Raw genomic sequence first — 20,337 nt, 5'->3', positions numbered from 1 at the left:
TTTTCTAAACCGATTAAAGGTACAAACCAAAGTCACATTTAAAGATTGATACCTGTGGTCAAATCCGTATAAACCGCCCATACTTATCACACTTATTTAAATAAAATAAAGGAATTAAACCATGAAAGCACTAGGATTGTGTATTGCAGCAGGGCTGGGATTAAGCGCTTGTGCTAGTGGCATAAGTGGTGGGACAACAGTTAATAATCAAAATAACGACATTGATAAAGTTGTCACGCAATACCCCGTTGAGACTGCTATGTTCAACATCTATACCAAACAACGGAGTGAAAAACTGGTTGCTATTGTAGGCAATCAAAGTGCCTCAGCGGACATTCAAATCACGCCTAAGGGCAGTATTCAATTTAATAATAAATCGGTGCAAGGTGCCGAAGTAAATACCATTAATAAAGTAAATAATCGAATCACTGATCAGTCAGTCGCGATCAATTACTTTACCCTGAATCCACTAGTGTTCCATGGTTTTACGGATAGTACGGGCAAATACTCACTATCGAACCAGACAACCATCATTCCTAAGATGGCTACCGTCGGCGACTCAAGTAAGCTCATGACTGAAACCGTCTATGCGGATAGCAGTATGCATAAAAAAATAGGGTCGTACGAGCAAGACTGGGCTCTTACGCGAGACACCAATAATACAGCATGGCTCTGTATAGAAAACTCAAAAAACTTATTACTTAGCTCTGATCCTATAGGCACTTCATCAGAATGCTACAAGATCAATGCCAAAGGCGATATCTTAGCGAGCAAAGTGACTCTAAATCAGCCATCTATTGACGGTACGAAGACAGTGGTATTTACCAGTCAGTAGTTTATACGCATATCGTTGAATGTAGATTTCTTACTGGATACTAATACACATAGCGAGATTTTTCTAGCGTATGACCTGTCGTTAGGTTATAGAGCAAGCCAATATTAAAGCTATTTGCTGCTATCTATCAATAGCAGCAAATAGCTTCATCAATTTTAAAATCGCATGGTCGTCTTAGATCATTTTAAGCTATCGTTTGAGACACTTTACTTCTTTAAGAGCGGTAACAATCTTAGGAAGATACTGTTCTGTGCCAATTATCGACAAGATTTTCATCATTTTATTTGTCTACCAGTTAAATAACATTTACATCGCTATTCCTATCTGCGAGCCGTTGCGCTCAAATTAGCATTGTTGACTACTATATTTTTGACGGCTTCTACTTTGAACTCCGAACTATAACTGTACGTCTCATTAGCCATGACACCCTCATCATCACATCATTATTTAACCAAGCTTATCACTACCACTTCTTCAGCATAACGTCATCTTACTTTTCAGAGTAAACCGCTAGGACCCTCTAATGACTATTAAGATTTAATAGTTGATATTTATTTACATGTCTGTTAGATTTTAACTTGATACATAATGTATCGTTTTATTTATATTCGTAGATGGGTAGCAGATAATGACTTGATGCTCTCACATAACCTCATCTATGAAAATTGTATTAGTCATATTTGGTTCATGCTAAGGATAGCTATTATGAACAATCATTCCCTAGGTTCGCTCTTACAAGCTAAAAATATTCAAGTATCGATCAATCAAATAGCATTAGCTTTCGCTACAAGGCCATAGCTATAAGTATTTGTTGCTCTGAATACTCTTGGATAGAGAGAACAAGTCAGGTTGCATTCAATATCTTAAATATATTAAGCATTAATCGCAATATTCTATCTGCAAAATGCTTAGATATCAGTACCTATCCCTTTACACTATGACATAAGGTAATTTTATTCATTTGTCATTCATGACGATATTTCACCATCTAAATAGCAACTACTGAGAAGACTCTAGAAAGTATTATTTAATAAAAACTAGACTAAATTCTGTTTATAAGAAGGATCACCTGATTCACAAATTATAATTTAAAGCGTATTTTTCCATGGAAGGAAATTGAAACTATGAGCATTTTTGCTATTTTTTTGTCTTTGTCACTTTTGATATATTTTGCCTATAGAGGGGTTAGCGTATTAGTTTTGGCTCCCTTACTCGCTATTGTAGCTGTTGTTTTAAGTGGCGATAGCAGTCAAACCATGGGGATTTATACTGAAGTATTTATGCAGGGTCTTGGAGGCTTTGCTGTGAAATATTTCCCACTATTTATCTTAGGTGCGATTTTTGGCAAGTTGATGGAAGATTCTGGTTACGCCTATAGCATCGCACGTAACATAGTGGATAAACTGGGAGACAAACATGCTTTGTTAGCCGTCGTCTTAGCATGCTCAATCTTAACTTATGGAGGTGTGTCAGCCTTTGTCGTTACTTTCGCAATATATCCCATTGCTGCCGCCCTATTTAAGCAGACAAACATACCTAAAAGACTGATACCTGGAGCCATCTGCATCGGTGCCCTAACTTTGACCATGACGGCATTGCCAGGTTCACCTGCCATTCATAATGTTATACCGATGCCTTATTTTGAGACCGATGCATTTGCAGCTCCTGGTTTAGGCATTATTGCCTCGATAGTCATGCTAGGCGGAGGTATGTTGTGGATGAATCGCCAAACGCGTATTGCAAGTGCAAACAATGAAGGTTATGGAAATCATACGTTAAATGAAAAAGAGCCTCACTCAGGTATCGACATACCCAATTTTTGGCTCGCATTATCGCCTATTCTCATTGTGATAATAGGTAACTATGCTTTTTCAAAAATCATAATACCGTTATGGAACAACAGTTACTTAGCTGACGAAAAGTTTGGTGGGGTAACGCTAAGCTCAGTTATTGGTATATGGGCCATTATTTTATCGTTGTTTTTAGCTTGTATATTTGTGATTGCTTCGAGTTTCAAAAGAATAGATAGTGTGGCAGAAAGTTTAAACAAAGGCGCTACCGGATCTTTACTGCCTATTTTTAACACAGCTTCAGAGGTGGGTTATGGTTCCGTGATTGCAACTCTGGCAGGTTTCGCGATTATCAAACAGTCTCTCATGGGAATTTCACCTGGAAACCCTCTCATATCAGAAGCAATCATGATTAACGTTTTAGCAGGTATTACAGGATCAGCTTCAGGTGGTTTGGGTATAGCGTTAGAAATTATGGGCGCAAGCTATATGCAATTGGCAGAACAATATAACATTGACCCCGAACTGATGCATCGTATAGCTTCTTTGGCTTCAGGTGGCTTGGACTCATTACCACATAACGGGGCAATAATAACAATGCTAACCATTTGTGGTTTGACTCATAGAGAGTCCTATAAAGACATATTTGCTACTGCTGTGGTCATTCCTTTAATTGCTCTCACTCTAGTCATCATACTCGGTACCGTATTTGGGTCTTTTTTAAGAGAAAAGCTAATGTCTATACCATAGAAAGGAGCACTGCCACTTATTGGAGTTATTATAGATAACTATGGAAATTTGTCATATGCTCTTAGCTACGTTTACTCTTTCAAATACAGTTCCACCATATCCTTAGAAGCAGGCTTGGCATGTGTTTTTCTAGCTGAGCATGACTCGTGTCAATAGGTAAGTAATGGCAAGCACTTCATCAGAATGCTACAAGATCGATGCCAAAGGCGATATCTTAGCAAGCAAAGTGATATTAAGTCAGCCATCTACAAATGGGACTAAGACAGTGACGTTTGTTAGTCAGTAGTTTATGCAAATATCGTTGAATGTAGAGTACGCATTGGATACTCATACAAATAGCGAGGTTTTTTCTAACGTATGACCTATCTTTAGGTTATATATAGTCGGTTCAATATGATTTGGATACAAGGAAGCCGAGTGAAAGCACTACAAGTAGTAGGCTAAGCGAGACTGACACCATACCCAATTTATAGAGGATTGACTAGAGCAAGCCAACGATATAGCTGGCTTGCTTCATTATTCTAAAATAATTCCTGCCAATCTAAACATTTATGTTGTCAGCCTGTTTGGAACAACACAAATATTTTCAGATTTTATAATCCATTGACTGTGTAACGTACGATAACTTCATTATCGAGTACGACATTGGTTGACCAAATGAATTCAGCATCTGCTTTTTCATTATCAAAAATATCTATGAAATTGGTATAAGCTGATTTGTTGTCTACCCCAATGGTTTGGTTACTATAGGTGGTGGCATTCGGCCAACTAGAGTCATCAAAGTCTGCTTGTTGCCAGTTGGTAGGCAATTCCCAATGCAGGCCATAATCTGCCGAACTATCTTGCACATTACCGGTGGTAACACAATTACTAGATAGGCGCTCGCTACCTGACTCACTAACACAGGACAAGTCTCTAATCGGCGCGGTATACAAGGTTTGTGCTTTCCAGTTTTCATCGGTCTTGGCGATGATGTTGTTATCTTTATCTTTGATCACAGCGACGAGACCACCGTCTCCTGCATGAAACTCTGAGCCGTTATTACTCTCTGAACCAATACCTAAGTTTTCTTCCCAATCTACCAGATGCATAGCAACGGTAAACGGTGCTTTTGCCTTAAAACGTACAATGTTTGAATTGAACTGAGTAAATGGTACATTGTCACGTCCGACGGCTACGCCATTTACGTACATCTCAAAATAATTATCTGCAAAGACATAAGCGGTATACACCTCACCATCTGCGTCTATTTCAATTATGTCTGAGCCATCAAGTTGAGATAAAGCTTCACTGGCGGTGCGATAGTCGTTGCCCGTACAAGGGTTGTTTAAGTCGGATGCCACTGGAAAATCTGTATTGAGCAAATTGGTCGCTGCTGGTACTGTCCATGTTTTACCGTCAGTTGACTGGATACTACCGATGTTGGTTTGACGACCACGATCACATTCATAGGCATTTGTCACATCAGTCTGGGCAAGACCTTGAGTTAAGCTAGCGGTGCCAGTATAGCTGCTGGCATCTGCACTACTGTTTATTGATGCTGTCGTTTGCTCATTGGCATCGGTAGCTGCTGAGTCTATTTGAGTTTGGCTACACGCCGCTAGCAATACAGCAGATATTGTCGTGGTTAGCAAAGCAGGTATTAAAATAGGTTTCATTAGGATTCCTTAGCATTATATAAGATGGTCTAAAACTCAGCTTATTTGTCTCTATAACTGATCATTATCATTAGATGCACATTATTTTTTCTGTGTATCATCAGTGCGTTTATAAGTCTGTACGGTTGTACCCTCTGGATCAATAAACTCAAAAGTATAAGTATCTTTAGTCGCTTCAGTAGCGCCCCAACCGTAATTCAGCTTATGCTCTTGACCGTCATGGGTATACGTTAGACTATATTGAGTCGGGCTTATAATCTTGTAATCTGTGATCTCGGCTCCGCGCAAAGGCGTCAGCGCTGGGCGAACGCCGTGCATATGCGCTTGCGGTGCAATCTCATTTTCTGGCGCTTTCGTATCTGGGTTCACAGTGACCTTACCGCGCAAACCGGCAATTAAATACGGAAACTCTGAAGTAGCATGGTATTCATAGCTACCGTCTTCATTGAATTTACCTAAATATTCATCAAGCTCATCATCAGTTTCACCATAGACAGGAAAACCATCTAGTGCATAAGCAATGGGCTTACCTTCACCAACTTGTGACTGTAGATGGGTTGGTGCAAGATGATAGTGGTAGTCATCAGCGCGTCCAGAATGCCCGCCCCAATTGTCTAATTCTCCGAATGCTTTGGCATCCTCACCACGATTATTTAATGGGTTGAATATAGGAATGCCATTAGCTGCGATAGCGATGGCCCCTTTCATAAAATTATCTTTGGCCATTAACGGCTCATCGGCAAGCTCAGGCTGTAAGGGAATGACCCAACTGTTCTCATTGGTATAATCCTGGTCGATAGGTACTTGCTGCTGCCAACTGGTGATACCTGTCATCATTTCGTGGCTTGGTATACCATTTGATTCGACATACAGATATTTATCATCATGATGGGTACTGACGTTATCAAATGAGCCAAATACTGACGTCATAAAGTCAATATCATTGGCTGGTACTGGCAAATGAGCGATCGCTTCTTTAGTCTTTGCACTGATATTTTGGGCCGTCTCAGTGCTGCTACAAGCCACAAGTAACGCAGTTGAACCCAATACACCAAAAACTGAATAAGCTACTTTTGAGGTTCGGTTTTTTTTGTGGCGTATATTCAAAACATAGAAGAAAACCAAACCACTCGCTAAGATCAAGCCGCCCAAGAGGTAGAAGAATAAAACAGAGCGCGTGTCACTGTTATCCGTTATGACAGACGTTGCCGCATCAGCTTTGTTTAGTGCAGTTCCATTATCATTGGCAATAACAGTAGTATCGCTTGGATTTTGGATAGCCGTTAATTGATTACTACTTACTAGATTTTCAATCACTGCTAGCTGATTGATCGCTTGAATATGGGCGTTTTTTTCCAAAATATAGGTTTGATCATCGGCTGAAAAGTCTGACAAGTTAAAAGAGAGCATCTGATGGTGACTGTCGGTTAGATAAACCATGTCGTCTTCTAATTTAATAAAATCAGCAGCGACACTAGGCTGGCTGGTGATCTGCCATTCTTTGGCAGGCAGAGTATGTGCACTAGGATCATGGGCGTAGGCAGAGGTCAGTGATGAAACTTGTATGGCAGTGACAATAGCCAGCAAGCTGAAAGCTCGAGCCGTTTTTATAAGGGTCATAACATGCTCTCGTTTGGATTGATATTTGAAAGTTAGTCATAGTCAGACAGGATACTTATGTGCACCTGTCTAACCATCATGGCTACTTATCATTACTCACTCAAAAATTGTAGTGACAAAATAATAGGTCTATTGTATTGAGAAGATAATATCAATTTTTACTTTAGATAAACTTTAAGAAGTGTTAAGTCCTATTGAGTTTTTTACTATGAAAATCTCATAGACTATATCTTCGCCTGATGTCCTATCATCAATCGTGATGCAACGTATGGCGATAACTAGCAATATCCTTATATAAGAAAGCATCATGCAAAATCAAAAACGCATCCCACTGTCTTCTAAACACTGCAACAGATTTTTATCAGACGCACAAGGTTGGATTTTTTTGAGTTCATCAAGCGATAGATATTCAAAATAATTGGTCAGTGCAACACGAGCATCGGGGTCATCTATAAAATAGCCGTCATCATATATTTTATCTTTCCAGCTTGGATTTACTCGATACAAATAAGACTTATAATCTATATTGGCTAACGCCTCGTCAGGGAGCTGATCAAAAGGGCCATCGTAATAGTTATTTTTATAAACATTATTGGCATTAACGCCTACTAATATGGCAAATTTTTCCATAGGTAGGTAGACAAATTGAGTTCTAGCACCCACTTTAAGTACGTCGCTAAAGGGATAGTAAAATTCATCATCTCTGGATAAAGGATTAATATAATAGAAGTTATTGGTAGTAGGATGAAATGCCAAATAGAGTGTGACTCCCGAATCATCCATCATTGGTAGGTTGACTTCAAAACCTTGACTCTCAAGCGTCTTTACAAAATCAGCATCCGGCTCTATCTGATTAATCTTAAGGTTTTTTTTGATATTTTTGAAAGTTAATTGATATAAGTTAGGTTGATGCTCTTTCAGGCTAAATATCTCTGATGACTTATATAGTTTATGATGCGTTTTAAATTCACCTCGTTCTTTGCCGGCTATGTCATAAAAATATATAAAGGATAAGCTGCCCTGCTGTCTTAACTTATGACCTACCAACATATTGCCTTTTATTAAGTTGCCCTGATGGTAAAAGTTAAAGTAATAATAGCCCTCTGAAGGGTAAATAGTGAGGGTATCGTCAGTCTGTGATAGCACATATTCAAAAATGTCATCTACATTATCAATATCAAGCTCAGTATCCTGATACAGCTCATTGATCATTTTCTCGTTAGTATTTAGGGCAGTGGCTTGAGCAGAGTACAAAAAAAGCAGACTCACCAGTAGGTAACAAAAGGTTTTCATGAATACTCTCCAAAATGTGGCTTAGTACATAAAAAATGACAGCTAAACGTTTAACTGTCACCTTGTTCTACTCGTAGATAGCATATATAGCATTGCTCAATTATTTTGTTAGTTTCATAGACTCAAGCTCAACGTTTTCATCGTTGATCCCTACTTTAGTAGTGATACAGTTATGGGTTTTACGGGTTTTACCAAATAGATGACCTGCGCTTTTCGCCAGTTCTTCTTCACCGCTCGTAAATTCGCGTGCTTTAAAAATCTTAAAAGATTTTTTGGGCCAATGCGAGTCAGACTTGCCCCAACGATGACCTCCTCGCTTAGTTTCAGTCATCTCACCTTCAACGAATGCGCCACAAACCTCGCCGTAACTTTTGTTCGTCATGTTATTTTTTTCAGCAAACTCGGTTAGAGCTACTTGCGATGCATCCTCTTCCAGCGGCACGTTTACCTTTGAGGACACCATGTTTGCCTTGCCCTTTTTCTTCTCTTTCCCAGTGGTGCTCCAATTATGCGTCCACGCCGCAATCGCACTGTTCTCCGTTACAGTCATACCACTTTTGGCACCTGCCATATCATCGGCGGCATGGCTGAGCCCTACTAGAGACATGCTCAGTGTCAGTATCGTTATTTGCTTATAAATATTCATAATATACATCCTTGTGTAAAAGTATTTAATATCAATAAATCACTATAAATAGCTGATACTACTATCAGAAGCTACGTTAGGTTCACCATCAAATGTTCCACATGACGGACTACTTGCCTGAATCTCTCTAGGGCCTTGATTGATTCTTAAAGTCTTCGATAGCTTCAAGAGCTTTATCTTTTCTTCTTTGCCAAGGCCATCTAAATCCCTCTTCCTTATCTACTTCAACATCATTTGAATTATTAATGGCACTTGAATGATTACTGATCTGCATTGCTTCTTTTTGCTGAATACCTGAGGGTGCAGCGTCATTGACACTCATCATTGAGGTTTCAGAGATACGTAAGTTTTGGGTATTGTTATCCTCAGCATAGGCGATGGTGGTTAACGGAAAAATACAGATGCTAGTTAAGATGGCTTTCGACAGTTTCATGATTGTAACCCTCTACAGTTAATGAACTAACAGCACTTTGCTCTCTCAGGTGTCGCTACTTCTTTGTTCTTCTTCTGCCAAGGCCAGCGCCACGTTCTTTCTTTGTCCACTTCTACATCGCTACCGTCTTGAATGGCGTTTGATTTTTCGCTCATGTGGTCATTTTCGTTATGCATTTTCATGGTTGATGGTGCTGCTTCATTGACATTCATCATTGAAGTTTCAGAGATACGTAAGTTTTGGGGATCAACGTCCTCAGCATAAGAGATGGTGACTAACGGTAAAATACAGATGCTGGCGAGTACAGCTTTTGCTAATTTCATAGTTATAATCCTTTATGGTTGCTTAACTCCGATACATAAGATTAGAAATCCATACAGCCAATTAATTTAATTAGATAAACTAACCAAATTAATTAGTATAACTAGGTATAGCAGAAATATTCATCATTTTCCATGAATATATTTTGTGATAAATATGAACATCTTACTTAAAAGGGCATGCCAAAATACGAGCTCAACTATCCCATTAACTACCACTCGCTTTTTATCAATGAATAACCAGTGTGGAATGAACTGATAGCACAGTGTGGTGAATAGGCTTAGGATAAGAAGTGGTTATATCTGTCCAATGGATACATAGTGTTTATTTGGTTGTATCGATTGCAGACGAAAACCTATATAAGAGACTCGAAAAAGGCAATGAGATACAAGGTTAAAGGTATGACAGCTACGAGGATACGTTTGGTGATAGCTCCTATTAGAAATATCTATAATCAATAGTTAAAGGAACTGAAGATACGTTTTAGATTCATAAAATAAAAAATTTACCGACAGTCATAAAACCTTGCACTCGCTAACAAAAAGCCAACTTCATTGTTGAGCGTTTATTTGTAGTATCGGTACTGAGCATATTGAACGATCAATCAAATTCAACATAAATAATTTTTTAATAAAACGATAAGGATAAAAATAATGTCAACAGACTACACTCAAAAACTTCATGCCGGCGTAAAATTCCCAGAGATAGACGTAACCATGCTAAATGGCGAAGTAAAATCATTAGGTACGCCCGAAAATGGTCATGACTGGAAAATGGTCGTTGTTTATCGCGGTAAACATTGCCCAAAATGTACTCAATACCTCACTCAGCTTGAATCTATAAAAGAGTCGTTTGCTAAGGTAGGCGTTGATATCATCGCCATCTCAGGTGATAGCAAAGAGCAATTAAACGCGCACCTAGAAGAGCTAGATATTAACTTTCCTATCGCTTATGGTCTAACTGTTGAGCAGATGAACACGCTAGGTCTATACATCTCTGACCCACGCTCAGAGAAAGAAACTGATCATCCGTTCGCTGAACCTGGTCTGTTCGTTATCAATGCAGAAGGTAATATTCAAATCCTCGATATTTCAAATGCACCATTTGCCCGTCCAGATCTAGAAGTGCTGGCTGGCGGCTTGGCTTTTATTAGAAATCCAGAAAACAACTATCCTGTCCGTGGTATGCATCGCTAGAGGTTGTTTAAATAGCAGTTTTATATATCTTTCAAAAAAAGAGCTCCCAATTAGGGAGCTCTTTTTTATTTGATGATTGATGACCCGCCTTAAAAATCCATACCCTATCCATCTATCATAATGTACGACTGTGATAATCTTAGACTCGGCACCTTTAAAACCATTTTCCAATATGTCGGTTATCTATATACAAGCGTATTATTTCTATGTCAAAAGCATTACTTACTAGCATTCGTGTCATCTTATTCACTATCGGTATCGTGATCATCGTTGACTGTGTTGCTTTGATGGCTGTCGGTAAAATTAATTTTGGCTCAGTAGTACCGTTGCTATTAGGGATTGTCTTTGTCGCTCATGGACTATTTTGGCATGCCATTCGCAGATATTGCTGCCGAAACCCTTGGTTAAATCGTTTATGGTATGGACTCTGGGCTGCATTTACGCTTTGGCTCATTAGCTTTGGGCTTTTTATCTGGTCATTACAGCAGCAAATTACGCTTAGCATGCAGCCGGCACCGACTGTAACAGCGATTATTATATTGGGTTCGGGGACAGTTGCAGGCAAACCCACACCGACCCTCGCCAAGCGTCTAGACAGCGCTGTACCACTGATCCAATCACAACCTAATGCATTGGTCATAACCAGTGGTGGCGTGGGCTTTCAGCGTACACGTAGCGAGGCCGATATTATGGCAACGTATCTACACGAATCACATGGCATTGCTGTCGAGCGTATTTTACAAGAAGGTAAAAGTACCAGTACCGAAGAGAATTTAGCCAATAGCGGAGACATCTTAGAAGCAAATGGGCTGTCTATCGCTGAGCCCATCGCTATTGTGACCAGTGACTTTCATACCATTCGCGCAGCCAGTATTGCTACACATCAAGGCTATCAGCAGCCAATCACTGTCGCCAGTCCGACCCCTTTATCCATCCGCTATAATGCTTGGTTTCGTGAGTATTTTGCCTTTGTGAGTGGTTGGCTATTGGGAGAGTATTAATGCTAGTATATTCTCGTCATCAGCACAGTACATCTATATAGACACACCGTTATAAGAAACTACTTATCAGTCGCTTTTTGCAAAACATAGACTACAAACTTTGCCTCAGTATTAAATGGCTTTGTTTCAACGGCTTCTAATAACGCCTGTTTTTTCTCGTTACGTGCACGATACGCATAGGGAGTCATGGTCATCAAATCAGCCAAATCACCTGCTGATAACGTTAGCTCTGTACTGATACGATGAGTATCTAATAGCGTGAAATACGGTGACAACTCTGTTAAAAATTTATCAGAATCATGCTCACGAACATCATCAAATAAGGCATCACGCATCGTTGCTAAATGACCTGCATCCGGCTTGGCAATGATTAGATAGCCTTTATCAGCCAGCACTTCAGCAAAAGCCTCTGGCAAAATGGGACTAAAAATACTACTGATGCCCGTCATACTATGAGCGTGTAATGGTAGGTGCGCGGCGCTAGTGACTAACGGATAAATCGCTGTCGTCTGAGTAGATGCCTCTTTATTCTGCTGATACCACAACCGACCTGCCATTTTGCTCACTTTAGCCAGCTCAACCACAGCAGGCTTACTGATATCAGCAGCGATTAGAGTATCGATAACTTCAGTGCCCAGTTGCACCATTGACTGTGTGTAATAGCCTTCTCCGCAACCAATATCTAACCAATTTACCTGTTCATTTGATGACAATAACGCCACCATTTTTTGGCAAATTAAATCGTTCAATGGCTGATAATGCCCAGCATGCAAAAACCGCTTGCGCGCCTCAATAGACTGCTGACTGTCGCCCGGTGCTTTGGACTTTTTTTGTTGCACTGGCAGTAGATTGACATAACCTTGACGCGCCACATCAAACGGGTGTGCCGTTTGCTTGGGGTGCAGGCTACCATCACAGCGCCACGTATCTGTAGCAGGCTGTAGTGGAGATTGACAAAGGGGACAGATAAATAAGGACACAGGTTTCTCAAAGTCATACAAATATGACTGACATTTTAGCAAAATTCGCGTTGGTTCATGCAGAAAAGAAGCCGTTAAAAACGTGATGACTAGAAAACGAAAAGCCACCTCAAACAGATTTGAAGTGGCTTTTTAGTCAACAATATTGATATTAATTCAACATCAATCAGAATGACGGTATCAACGTCGCTTTGAAATTAACGAACCTTTAAAGTTAACGAAGCTTTAGAGTCATGAGACCTAAAATAACAAGAATGATAGCGATAATCCAAAACCTTGCCACCACTTGCGTTTCTTTCCAGCCAATTTCTTCAAAGTGATGATGCAATGGTGCCATACGGAAAACACGTTTTTTGCGCAGTTTATATGAACCAACTTGCAGCATAACCGATAGCGCTTCAGCGACAAACAAACCACCCATAATGGCGAAAGCAATCTCTTGACGGGTCATAACCGCAATCGTACCAAGCATCGCACCGAGGGCAAGTGCGCCGACATCACCCATAAATACCTGCGCCGGATGCGCATTGAACCATAGGAAACCAAGCCCTGCACCAATCATCGAGCCACAGACAATGATAACTTCAGAGTTATAAGCGATATAAGGCACATGTAAGTAATCAGCAAAGCGTACATCACCTGATACATAAGCCATCGCACCCAAACCTGCCGCGACTAAAACCACTGGCAAGATGGCCAAGCCATCTAAACCGTCGGTCAAATTGACAGCGTTAGAAGCACCATTAATCACAAAATAGGTAAAGATAATAAAACCAATACCAAATGGCACTGCCGAAAATGGAATCATCCAGTCTTTAAAGATAGGTAATAACAAATCCTGCATCTCGCGAGTAGTTGCAATATCTGGCTGTAACGTCGCGATATAATACAAAGATATACCGACAAATAATGCACCCATCGATAGCCAAAAATATTTTTTGCGAGCGATTAAGCCTTTAGGGTTTTTATATTTAATCTTGAGCCAATCATCTGCCCAGCCTACTGCCCCAAAAATAACCATGACAACGAGCAAAATCCAGACATAAGGATTGTTTAGACGTGCCCACAATAGCGTCGATACCCCAATGGCACTGAGAATCAGGACACCACCCATGGTTGGCGTACCCGTCTTAGCCAAATGCGACTGAGGCCCATCGTTACGAATCGCTTGACCGTACTTGAGCGAACGCAGATGTCGAATGACAGGTCCACCCAACGCCATACTAAAAGCAAGCGCGGTCACGACCGCAAGTAATGCTCTCAACGTCAATGAAGAAACCGCAGAAAACGGCGTATAATACTGGCCAAGCCAGCCAAACAACCAAACTAACACCGCCTACTCCTCGACTAGCGCATTTATAAGAGTTTCCATTTCCATGGAACGAGAGCCTTTGAACAACACAGTACAAGGCTTCGCTTGTTGCGCTTGCAAATACGGCTGTAAATACTGTAATAAACTGTCTTTATCCGCAAATGCATGGGCGCTAATATCAGCAATCTCTTGCGCGCCAGCCACGGTATAAGGGGCATACTCACCAACACAAAGCAGCACATTGATGCCTGTAGTTGCAATGGTACGACCCAAACTTTGATGTTCACTGATAGCTGCTTCACCGAGCTCACCGATATCACCGAGTACCATCACTTGCGTACCAGTCTGCGCGGCCAATACTTTGGCAGCGGCACGTACCGAATGAGGGTTGGCATTATAAGTATCATCAATTAAGCGATGCATACCGAGCAACTGACTGTTCAAACGGCCTTTGGCTGGACGGGCATTTTCAAGCCCAATCACGATGTCACTCACGTCAATATTTAGTGCATGTGCACAGGCAGCAGCGGCCAAAGCATTATTGACATTATGCTCACCAGCCAGTGGCAAGTTGATATCATGAACTTGGCTGCCAATATGCAATTTAAACTCACTGCGCTCAGGCTCTACATCGAGATGGCTAGCACTAACGTCAGTATTACCAAACCCAATTACATGAGACGTATGCTTTTCAGCGATACGGCGCAGTTGATTGGTGAAATCATCCTTATCAGGAACGATGGCACATTGGTTATCGGTCAATGTGCTATAAATCTCAGCCTTGGTCTGGCAAATGCCTTCACGGCTACCAAATTCACCCAGATGCGCGGTGCCAATATTTAAGATACAAGCTACATCAGGCTGAACAATCTCAGTCGTATAGGCAATCTCACCAATATGATTAGCACCCAACTCTAAGATAGCATAACGATGATGATCCGAAAGCTCAAGCAACATCATTGGCACGCCCAAATCATTATTGAGGTTGCCACGGGTAATCAGTGTTGGCGCCAATCTACCAAAGATACTGCCAAGCATCTCTTTACAAGTGGTCTTGCCACTAGAGCCAGTGATTGCAATCACGGTCAAATCTGTGTGCTGCTGGCGACGATAAGCGGCCAACTGACCTAGTGCTAGACGAGTATCACTCACTACCAACTGCGGAATACTGTTTGGACTGGTAACAGGACGAGATACGATAGCAGCGATAGCACCTTTTGATGCCGCCATATCGATATAATCGTGACCATCAAAATTGTCACCGCTCAGCGCTAAAAATATATCACCTGGCTTTATCGTGCGGGTATCGGTAGCGATACGATTGCCCGTGACAGAGTCGTTTGATAACTCGGTCTGTCCTGCGTTTATTTGTTCTGGTGATAACTGCCAATGACCATCAAGAGATGCTGTCGCAGCAAGCAGATTATCTACTTGCCAGACATACAGCCCTTGCGACTGAGTGGCAGTATCGTTGTCGGCTGTCATAGTGATTACCTTATATGATGACTACTTAATTTTTATAAATATTAGGGTCTGTTGAACATTCAAATATTAGGGCTGCTGATTGCTAAAATTGCACCAAACTAGGCGCAAGTCGACGATAATGTCGAGACCTTAGCTAGGCTTGTAACAACGTTTGGGATAATTTTAGCATCAGCCTTTCAGGGCAGTACTATTTTTTGCCAATATATGGCGAAATTGTTTCACCTAGAATAACTAGGCATCAAAAATTTCACTGCATATTGTCTAAAAAAATAGTGACTGCCAGCATCACATTTGAATGTTCAACAGACCCTAGACTTTTAAATGATTGTGACGTAAAAACCGTCATGGCCAATTGCCTATACTCGGCCCGCTTGCGCTAGCGTTTGCTGCAATATCACACTGTCATCGAAATCATAACGGACATGATTAATCTCTTGATACGTTTCATGGCCTTTACCAGCGATAACGACAATATCATCGGCAGCAGCATGACTGACAGCATACTCAATAGCGGCTTGGCGTGCAGGTTCGATATGCGTACGCTGGTATTGCTCTGTATTCATACCAGCTTGCATGTCTTGCAAAATGGCATTGGGATCTTCGGTACGCGGATTGTCAGCGGTTAAAACAACTTGGTCGGCACCCGCTAGTCCCGCTTGTGCCATCAACGGACGCTTACCAGCATCACGATCGCCACCACAGCCAAACACCGCCCACAGCTGTCCCTTACAATGAGTATTGAGACTGGCCAGTACTTGGCTCAATGCATCAGGGGTGTGCGCATAATCCACGATAAAACAGCCATCATTAGACGGCACACGCTGCATGCGTCCAACAGCACCTTGTAGCTGCGGCACAACTGCAGCTATACGCTCAATGTCATTATATATACCGTTATCAGTATCATCCGAGTTCACACTAAGCGCCACTGAGGCAGCAATAGCCGCGAGCAAATTAGCAACGTTAAAACGGCCGAGTAATGGACTCACGATACTTATATTGCTTATCTTCTCATTACCAGAGCCATTACTATTAATATCACTACGCAGGGTAATTTCGACACCTTGTAGACTTGGCTTAATGTCAGCCGCCACAAAGGTAGCTGTTTTTGATGGATCTAAACTATAGGTCCAAACGATTACATTGCTAGCCTGCGCAGTATCAATCATAACCTGCGCATACTCATCATCGATATTAATAATGGCATGCGTCAAATCTGGAAAATGTGCTTTATCAAATAGCTTAGCTTTTGCCGCTGCATACTCGGCCATATCGGCATGATAATCTAAATGATCGCGACTCAAATTGGTATAAATCGCCACAGACACTGGCATGCCTTGCAAGCGCTGCTGATCTAATCCATGAGAGCTGGCTTCTAATGCTAAGAGTTCAGCGCGCTCTGTGCCCATTTGATACAAGAACTGCTGGACAGCTAAGGCATCACCCGTGGTATGGCTGGCTTGTACCAATGCACCAAGTCGACCATTACCCGCTGTACCCATCACTGCACTACTCATGCCAGTTAATTGGGTTAATTGCGCCACCAATTGGCTGATAGTGGTTTTGCCATTGGTGCCCGTTACAGCAACGACCCTTGGTAAGGTCACTGATTGTTGATATTGCAAACGAGATTGGATTAAGCCACCTAAAAAGTCACGGATATTGGGTACGTATAATACTGGACAAGGCAGCGCAGCTAATTGTTGCTGTGCGTTCGAGACACTATCCCCTGATGAGGCGATATCAGTAAAATTTGATACATTCGCCGTAGCAAACAGCGCGATAGGATCGACTTCCGATAGAATAAAAGCCGCATTCTTAGCAGCTTGGGATAGATAGTCGCGGCTTTTTTGACAGTTTGGTGTTTGGCTTTTTAAGAGAACGAATGCGTCGTTCATTTCAAGCTGACGACTGTCTAAACGGAACTGGTGAAATGGGATGTTAGCGACTACATTTATATGATTTGACTTGTCTTGAGTCGCTGCCTGATTAGCCGATGCCGCTACCATCGCCGTCCATGCCTGCTGTAAACCCTGTGTGTTACTGCTATTGGCTTCCAGCAATTGTTGCAAGGTAACAGGAGCATTGTTCGGCGATGAGATAGTCATTGGCAAATCCTAAATGGTTAAAACAAATCGAATAATTAAGCGCTAAACATTGAAAAACGGTCAGTTGCACTTTTACTGCTATGGCTCTTCCGTTTTTAACGGCTTGTCTAAAGGTACATTATATAAACGTAGCGCCTCTTTCATGACGTTATGGAATACAGGTGCTACCGTCAAGCCAGCATAAATTTGACCACGTGGATCTTCAATGAGCATCACACCGACTAACCTTGGATTGGACGCTGGCGCCATACCAGCAAAGACGTTGCGGTACTGGTCGGTATAATAGCCACCATCTGGGTTGATACGGCGCGATGTACCTGTTTTACCAGCAACGCGATAACCATCGATAGCAGCGGCTTTGGCTGTACCACCCTGCTCGGTGACACTTTCTAGCATTTGGACAATCGACATTGCCTTTTCGTGCGCCATGATACGCTTGCTCGGTAGCGGCTTGTCATTTTTGATTAGGGTCAATGGATGCATGACGCCACCTGCGGCTAGCGCTGAGTAAGCTTGCGCCACCTGTGCCAGAGTCACTTGTAGACCATAACCATAACTAACGGTTGCACGGCGTGCTGTCTCTTTCTCTTTTGGTGTCACGACCAGACCACTTCCTTCACCAGGGAATTTTAATGGTGTCTTCGAACCAAAACCAAACTGCCTTTGCATATTACTAATAGCATCGGCTGGCAGTGATAGCGCAATCTTGGTAGAGGCCACGTTACTAGATTTCTGTAATAGCGTTGCCAGATTAATCATACCCAGATTATTATGATCACGAATGGTATAGCCACGAACACGAATAGATCCAGGATTGGTATCGATTAAAGAGGTCGGCGTGTATTTACCAGAATCCAAGGCGGCAGCAACGGTAAATGGCTTCATTACTGAACCCGGTTCAAACACATCAAGAAGCGCACGGTTACGCTGGTTTTCACCAGTCATCTCATTTAAGTTATTTGAGTTAAATGATGGCCATGTCGATAGTGCGAGCACTTCACCCGTTTGCACATCGACGATCATGCCTGTCGACCAACGTGCTTTTTGCAAACGACCTGCTTTTTCTAGCTCTTTATAAAGCAAATACTGCAAGCGTGAATCAATGGTCAACGCTACATCTTTGCCCGGTATTTCGGGTTCAATTTGCTTAATTTCTTTTAGACTGTTTTGTTTGGCATCTTTCAATACCAATACTTTACCATCATCACCTGCCAGCTCAGTTTCATACTGACGCTCGATACCGGCACGACCTTCGTAACCACCTTCAGGGTCGCTAGCACTTTGTCCCATAAAGCCCAATAACTGCGAATTTGGTTGTGGCTGCGGATAATAGCGCTGAAAAAAATTCTTTTCATAAATACCAGGAAAATCAAGCGAGCTGACACTCTGAGCAATCTCAGGCGTTACTTTATTCAACAATGGCAGATAATGTGAGCCTGCGCCCGATGGCAGCGCTGCTTTCACTGCTTCTTCGTCAGTGACATCGATACTGTCATCAATGGCGGTGACTTTCTTTAACTCGTCGACTGAGATATTGGCAGCAGCAGCAAGCGTGGTCAGGTCCATATTATCTAGACGCTTTTGCATACGCGCCTGTAATTGTGGACTGCTAGGGTTGGTAAGAATAATCCGCTTTAGCTCATAATATTCACGCGAATAATCATGCGGACTAAAAGACACGGTTGCGAGTGGCGCACTGACGGCTAATGGCAAGTCATTGCGATCGGTAATCATGCCACGATAGGATTTTTGCGTACGCACGCTGGTAATAAGCTCATTACCTTTGTCTTGGTAGAACTGGGCATTAGCGACCTGTAAATAATACGCACGAGCTATAAGTAACCCCAATACGACCAGTGCGATACCCCAAATAGTACGGAAGCGATTCTTATCATGCTCAAAGCCACCACGAGAGGATGCGCCAGATGCCTTACCTAAAAATGCTCTTTTGGCTTTTTGATTTTTGACACTGGTATAAGCACCTTTGTCTTCGTTCTTTTTTAGGCGATCAAACAGTTTGGCTTTACGATTGCCAGAAGATTGTTTTTCAGGCTTGCTGCTTGTTTGTCCAGATTTAGCCGCGCTAGCAGGGCGTAATGGCTTGGTGACCTTGCCACTGGCTGGTTTTTTTCTGGTAGTTTTGACAGGTTTTTTGCCACCAGTGTTAGGTTTTTTATCACTCATTGTCCTGCCTCCGCTTCCGCAACATCAGGAGACAAATCCGTAGAAGCCCGTGGTCCAACAGCGTATGACTCTTCGTCATCTGAATCAGTAGTGTCCACTGGTACCAATACCGTAGCGGCTCCTGGCTGGATAATGAGCTTATCTTTGAGGGTTGGTGAGAACATACCCAACTCAGACACAGCACGACTAGCAATTTGCGGTGTCGCACTAAATGTCTGTTGTTCAATGAGCAAGCGCTGGTGCTCAACTTGTAGCTTACGCTCTTGTTTTTTCATGTCTTGCAAGGTTTTATAGTCCTGATGATATTGCTGAACACCTTCGGCTGTTTTGATACCGCTCCACACGATCGCGGCAGCTATTATCAATAGCACTGCCACATAGATACTGACCACATTAAATCGGCGCACGAATAGTTCGCCGATATCGTTATTATAGGGCGGTGCGGCGCGACGTTTTGTCGGTTTGTCAGATATTGCCATGACGATCTCAAAAATTGAACTTCAAAATATAAAAAGCGATAACCGTCTATGAGTGATGCAACACTCATGAGCCATCAGCACCATCAGAAAAGATAAAGGTAAAACCAAACAGACAAAAAAGAAAGCAACTGTCGAGCCTAGCAGAGAATGTTTACAGGTTTTTAACAGCCACGTAACCATTAAAACATCAGTCCTATCTCATAAACCGATAGGTGACCAAATACTATGCCCAAGCGTTGAAACATC

Annotated in this window: 16 protein-coding genes; 4 read left to right on the top strand and 12 right to left on the bottom strand. The window is 41.9% G+C overall.

What is annotated here, in order from left to right; all coding sequences use genetic code 11:
- Positions 1-121 precede the first annotated feature (121 nt).
- On the top strand, positions 122-835 hold the full coding sequence (locus JMW61_RS05050; RefSeq protein WP_201549836.1) for a hypothetical protein: 714 nt from the start codon (positions 122-124) through the stop codon (positions 833-835).
- Between the two features lie 1,124 nt (positions 836-1,959).
- Positions 1,960-3,375, top strand: a complete 1,416-nt coding sequence (locus tag JMW61_RS05045) for a GntP family permease (protein ID WP_201549835.1) — start codon at positions 1,960-1,962, stop codon at positions 3,373-3,375.
- Positions 3,376-3,968: 593 nt separating this feature from the next.
- Here JMW61_RS05045 and JMW61_RS05040 read toward each other — a convergent pair.
- The 6 genes from JMW61_RS05040 to JMW61_RS05015 all read right to left on the bottom strand — a co-directional run bounded on the left by JMW61_RS05040 (position 3,969) and on the right by JMW61_RS05015 (position 9,348).
- On the bottom strand, positions 3,969-5,033 hold the full coding sequence (locus tag JMW61_RS05040) for a hypothetical protein (RefSeq protein WP_201549834.1): 1,065 nt from the start codon (positions 5,031-5,033) through the stop codon (positions 3,969-3,971).
- 81 nt (positions 5,034-5,114) lie between these two features.
- The gene (locus JMW61_RS05035; RefSeq protein ID WP_201549833.1) at positions 5,115-6,653 is read right to left on the bottom strand and encodes a YHYH protein; all 1,539 of its coding nucleotides are present in this window, start codon (positions 6,651-6,653) and stop codon (positions 5,115-5,117) included.
- 315 nt (positions 6,654-6,968) lie between these two features.
- Positions 6,969-7,946 carry a hypothetical protein gene (locus JMW61_RS05030; RefSeq protein ID WP_201549832.1) on the bottom strand — a complete coding sequence of 326 codons (978 nt, stop codon included), beginning with the start codon at positions 7,944-7,946 and terminating at the stop codon, positions 6,969-6,971.
- A gap of 100 nt (positions 7,947-8,046) precedes the next feature.
- Positions 8,047-8,592 carry a hypothetical protein gene (locus tag JMW61_RS05025; RefSeq protein ID WP_201549831.1) on the bottom strand — a complete coding sequence of 182 codons (546 nt, stop codon included), beginning with the start codon at positions 8,590-8,592 and terminating at the stop codon, positions 8,047-8,049.
- 127 nt (positions 8,593-8,719) lie between these two features.
- Positions 8,720-9,025 (bottom strand): hypothetical protein, encoded by a 306-nt coding sequence (locus tag JMW61_RS05020; protein WP_201549830.1) that lies wholly within the window; start codon positions 9,023-9,025, stop codon positions 8,720-8,722.
- A gap of 26 nt (positions 9,026-9,051) precedes the next feature.
- Entirely contained in the window at positions 9,052-9,348 is a 297-nt protein-coding gene (locus JMW61_RS05015) for a hypothetical protein (RefSeq protein ID WP_201549829.1), read from the bottom strand.
- Positions 9,349-9,999: 651 nt separating this feature from the next.
- Between JMW61_RS05015 and JMW61_RS05010 the strand changes: the two genes are divergently transcribed.
- Both JMW61_RS05010 and JMW61_RS05005 read left to right on the top strand, forming a co-directional pair.
- Positions 10,000-10,542, top strand: a complete 543-nt coding sequence (locus tag JMW61_RS05010; RefSeq protein WP_110923673.1) for a redoxin domain-containing protein — start codon at positions 10,000-10,002, stop codon at positions 10,540-10,542.
- Between the two features lie 206 nt (positions 10,543-10,748).
- Positions 10,749-11,543 carry a YdcF family protein gene (locus tag JMW61_RS05005; RefSeq protein WP_201549828.1) on the top strand — a complete coding sequence of 265 codons (795 nt, stop codon included), beginning with the start codon at positions 10,749-10,751 and terminating at the stop codon, positions 11,541-11,543.
- A gap of 59 nt (positions 11,544-11,602) precedes the next feature.
- Here JMW61_RS05005 and JMW61_RS05000 read toward each other — a convergent pair whose 3' ends face one another.
- From JMW61_RS05000 to ftsL, 6 genes are all read right to left on the bottom strand, one after another.
- A complete protein-coding gene (locus JMW61_RS05000) occupies positions 11,603-12,523 on the bottom strand; it encodes a putative RNA methyltransferase (RefSeq protein WP_227687359.1) in 921 nt (306 codons plus the stop codon).
- 214 nt (positions 12,524-12,737) lie between these two features.
- The gene (gene mraY, locus JMW61_RS04995; protein WP_110923675.1) at positions 12,738-13,856 is read right to left on the bottom strand and encodes a phospho-N-acetylmuramoyl-pentapeptide-transferase; all 1,119 of its coding nucleotides are present in this window, start codon (positions 13,854-13,856) and stop codon (positions 12,738-12,740) included.
- A gap of 3 nt (positions 13,857-13,859) precedes the next feature.
- Complete coding sequence (locus JMW61_RS04990; RefSeq protein ID WP_201549826.1) at positions 13,860-15,320, bottom strand: UDP-N-acetylmuramoyl-tripeptide--D-alanyl-D-alanine ligase; 1,461 nt, start codon at positions 15,318-15,320, stop codon at positions 13,860-13,862.
- 356 nt (positions 15,321-15,676) lie between these two features.
- A complete protein-coding gene (locus JMW61_RS04985) occupies positions 15,677-17,428 on the bottom strand; it encodes a UDP-N-acetylmuramoyl-L-alanyl-D-glutamate--2,6-diaminopimelate ligase (protein ID WP_201549825.1) in 1,752 nt (583 codons plus the stop codon).
- 78 nt (positions 17,429-17,506) lie between these two features.
- On the bottom strand, positions 17,507-19,612 hold the full coding sequence (locus JMW61_RS04980) for a peptidoglycan D,D-transpeptidase FtsI family protein (protein ID WP_201549824.1): 2,106 nt from the start codon (positions 19,610-19,612) through the stop codon (positions 17,507-17,509).
- A complete protein-coding gene (ftsL, locus tag JMW61_RS04975; RefSeq protein ID WP_194197886.1) occupies positions 19,609-20,091 on the bottom strand; it encodes a cell division protein FtsL in 483 nt (160 codons plus the stop codon). Before ftsL ends, JMW61_RS04980 begins: the two co-directional genes overlap by 4 nt.
- Positions 20,092-20,337: the final 246 nt, after the last annotated feature.

It is taken from the genome of Psychrobacter fjordensis, from assembly GCF_904845995.1.
GTDB lineage: Bacteria > Pseudomonadota > Gammaproteobacteria > Pseudomonadales > Moraxellaceae > Psychrobacter > Psychrobacter fjordensis.
This window is presented reverse-complemented; position numbering and strand designations above follow the sequence as displayed.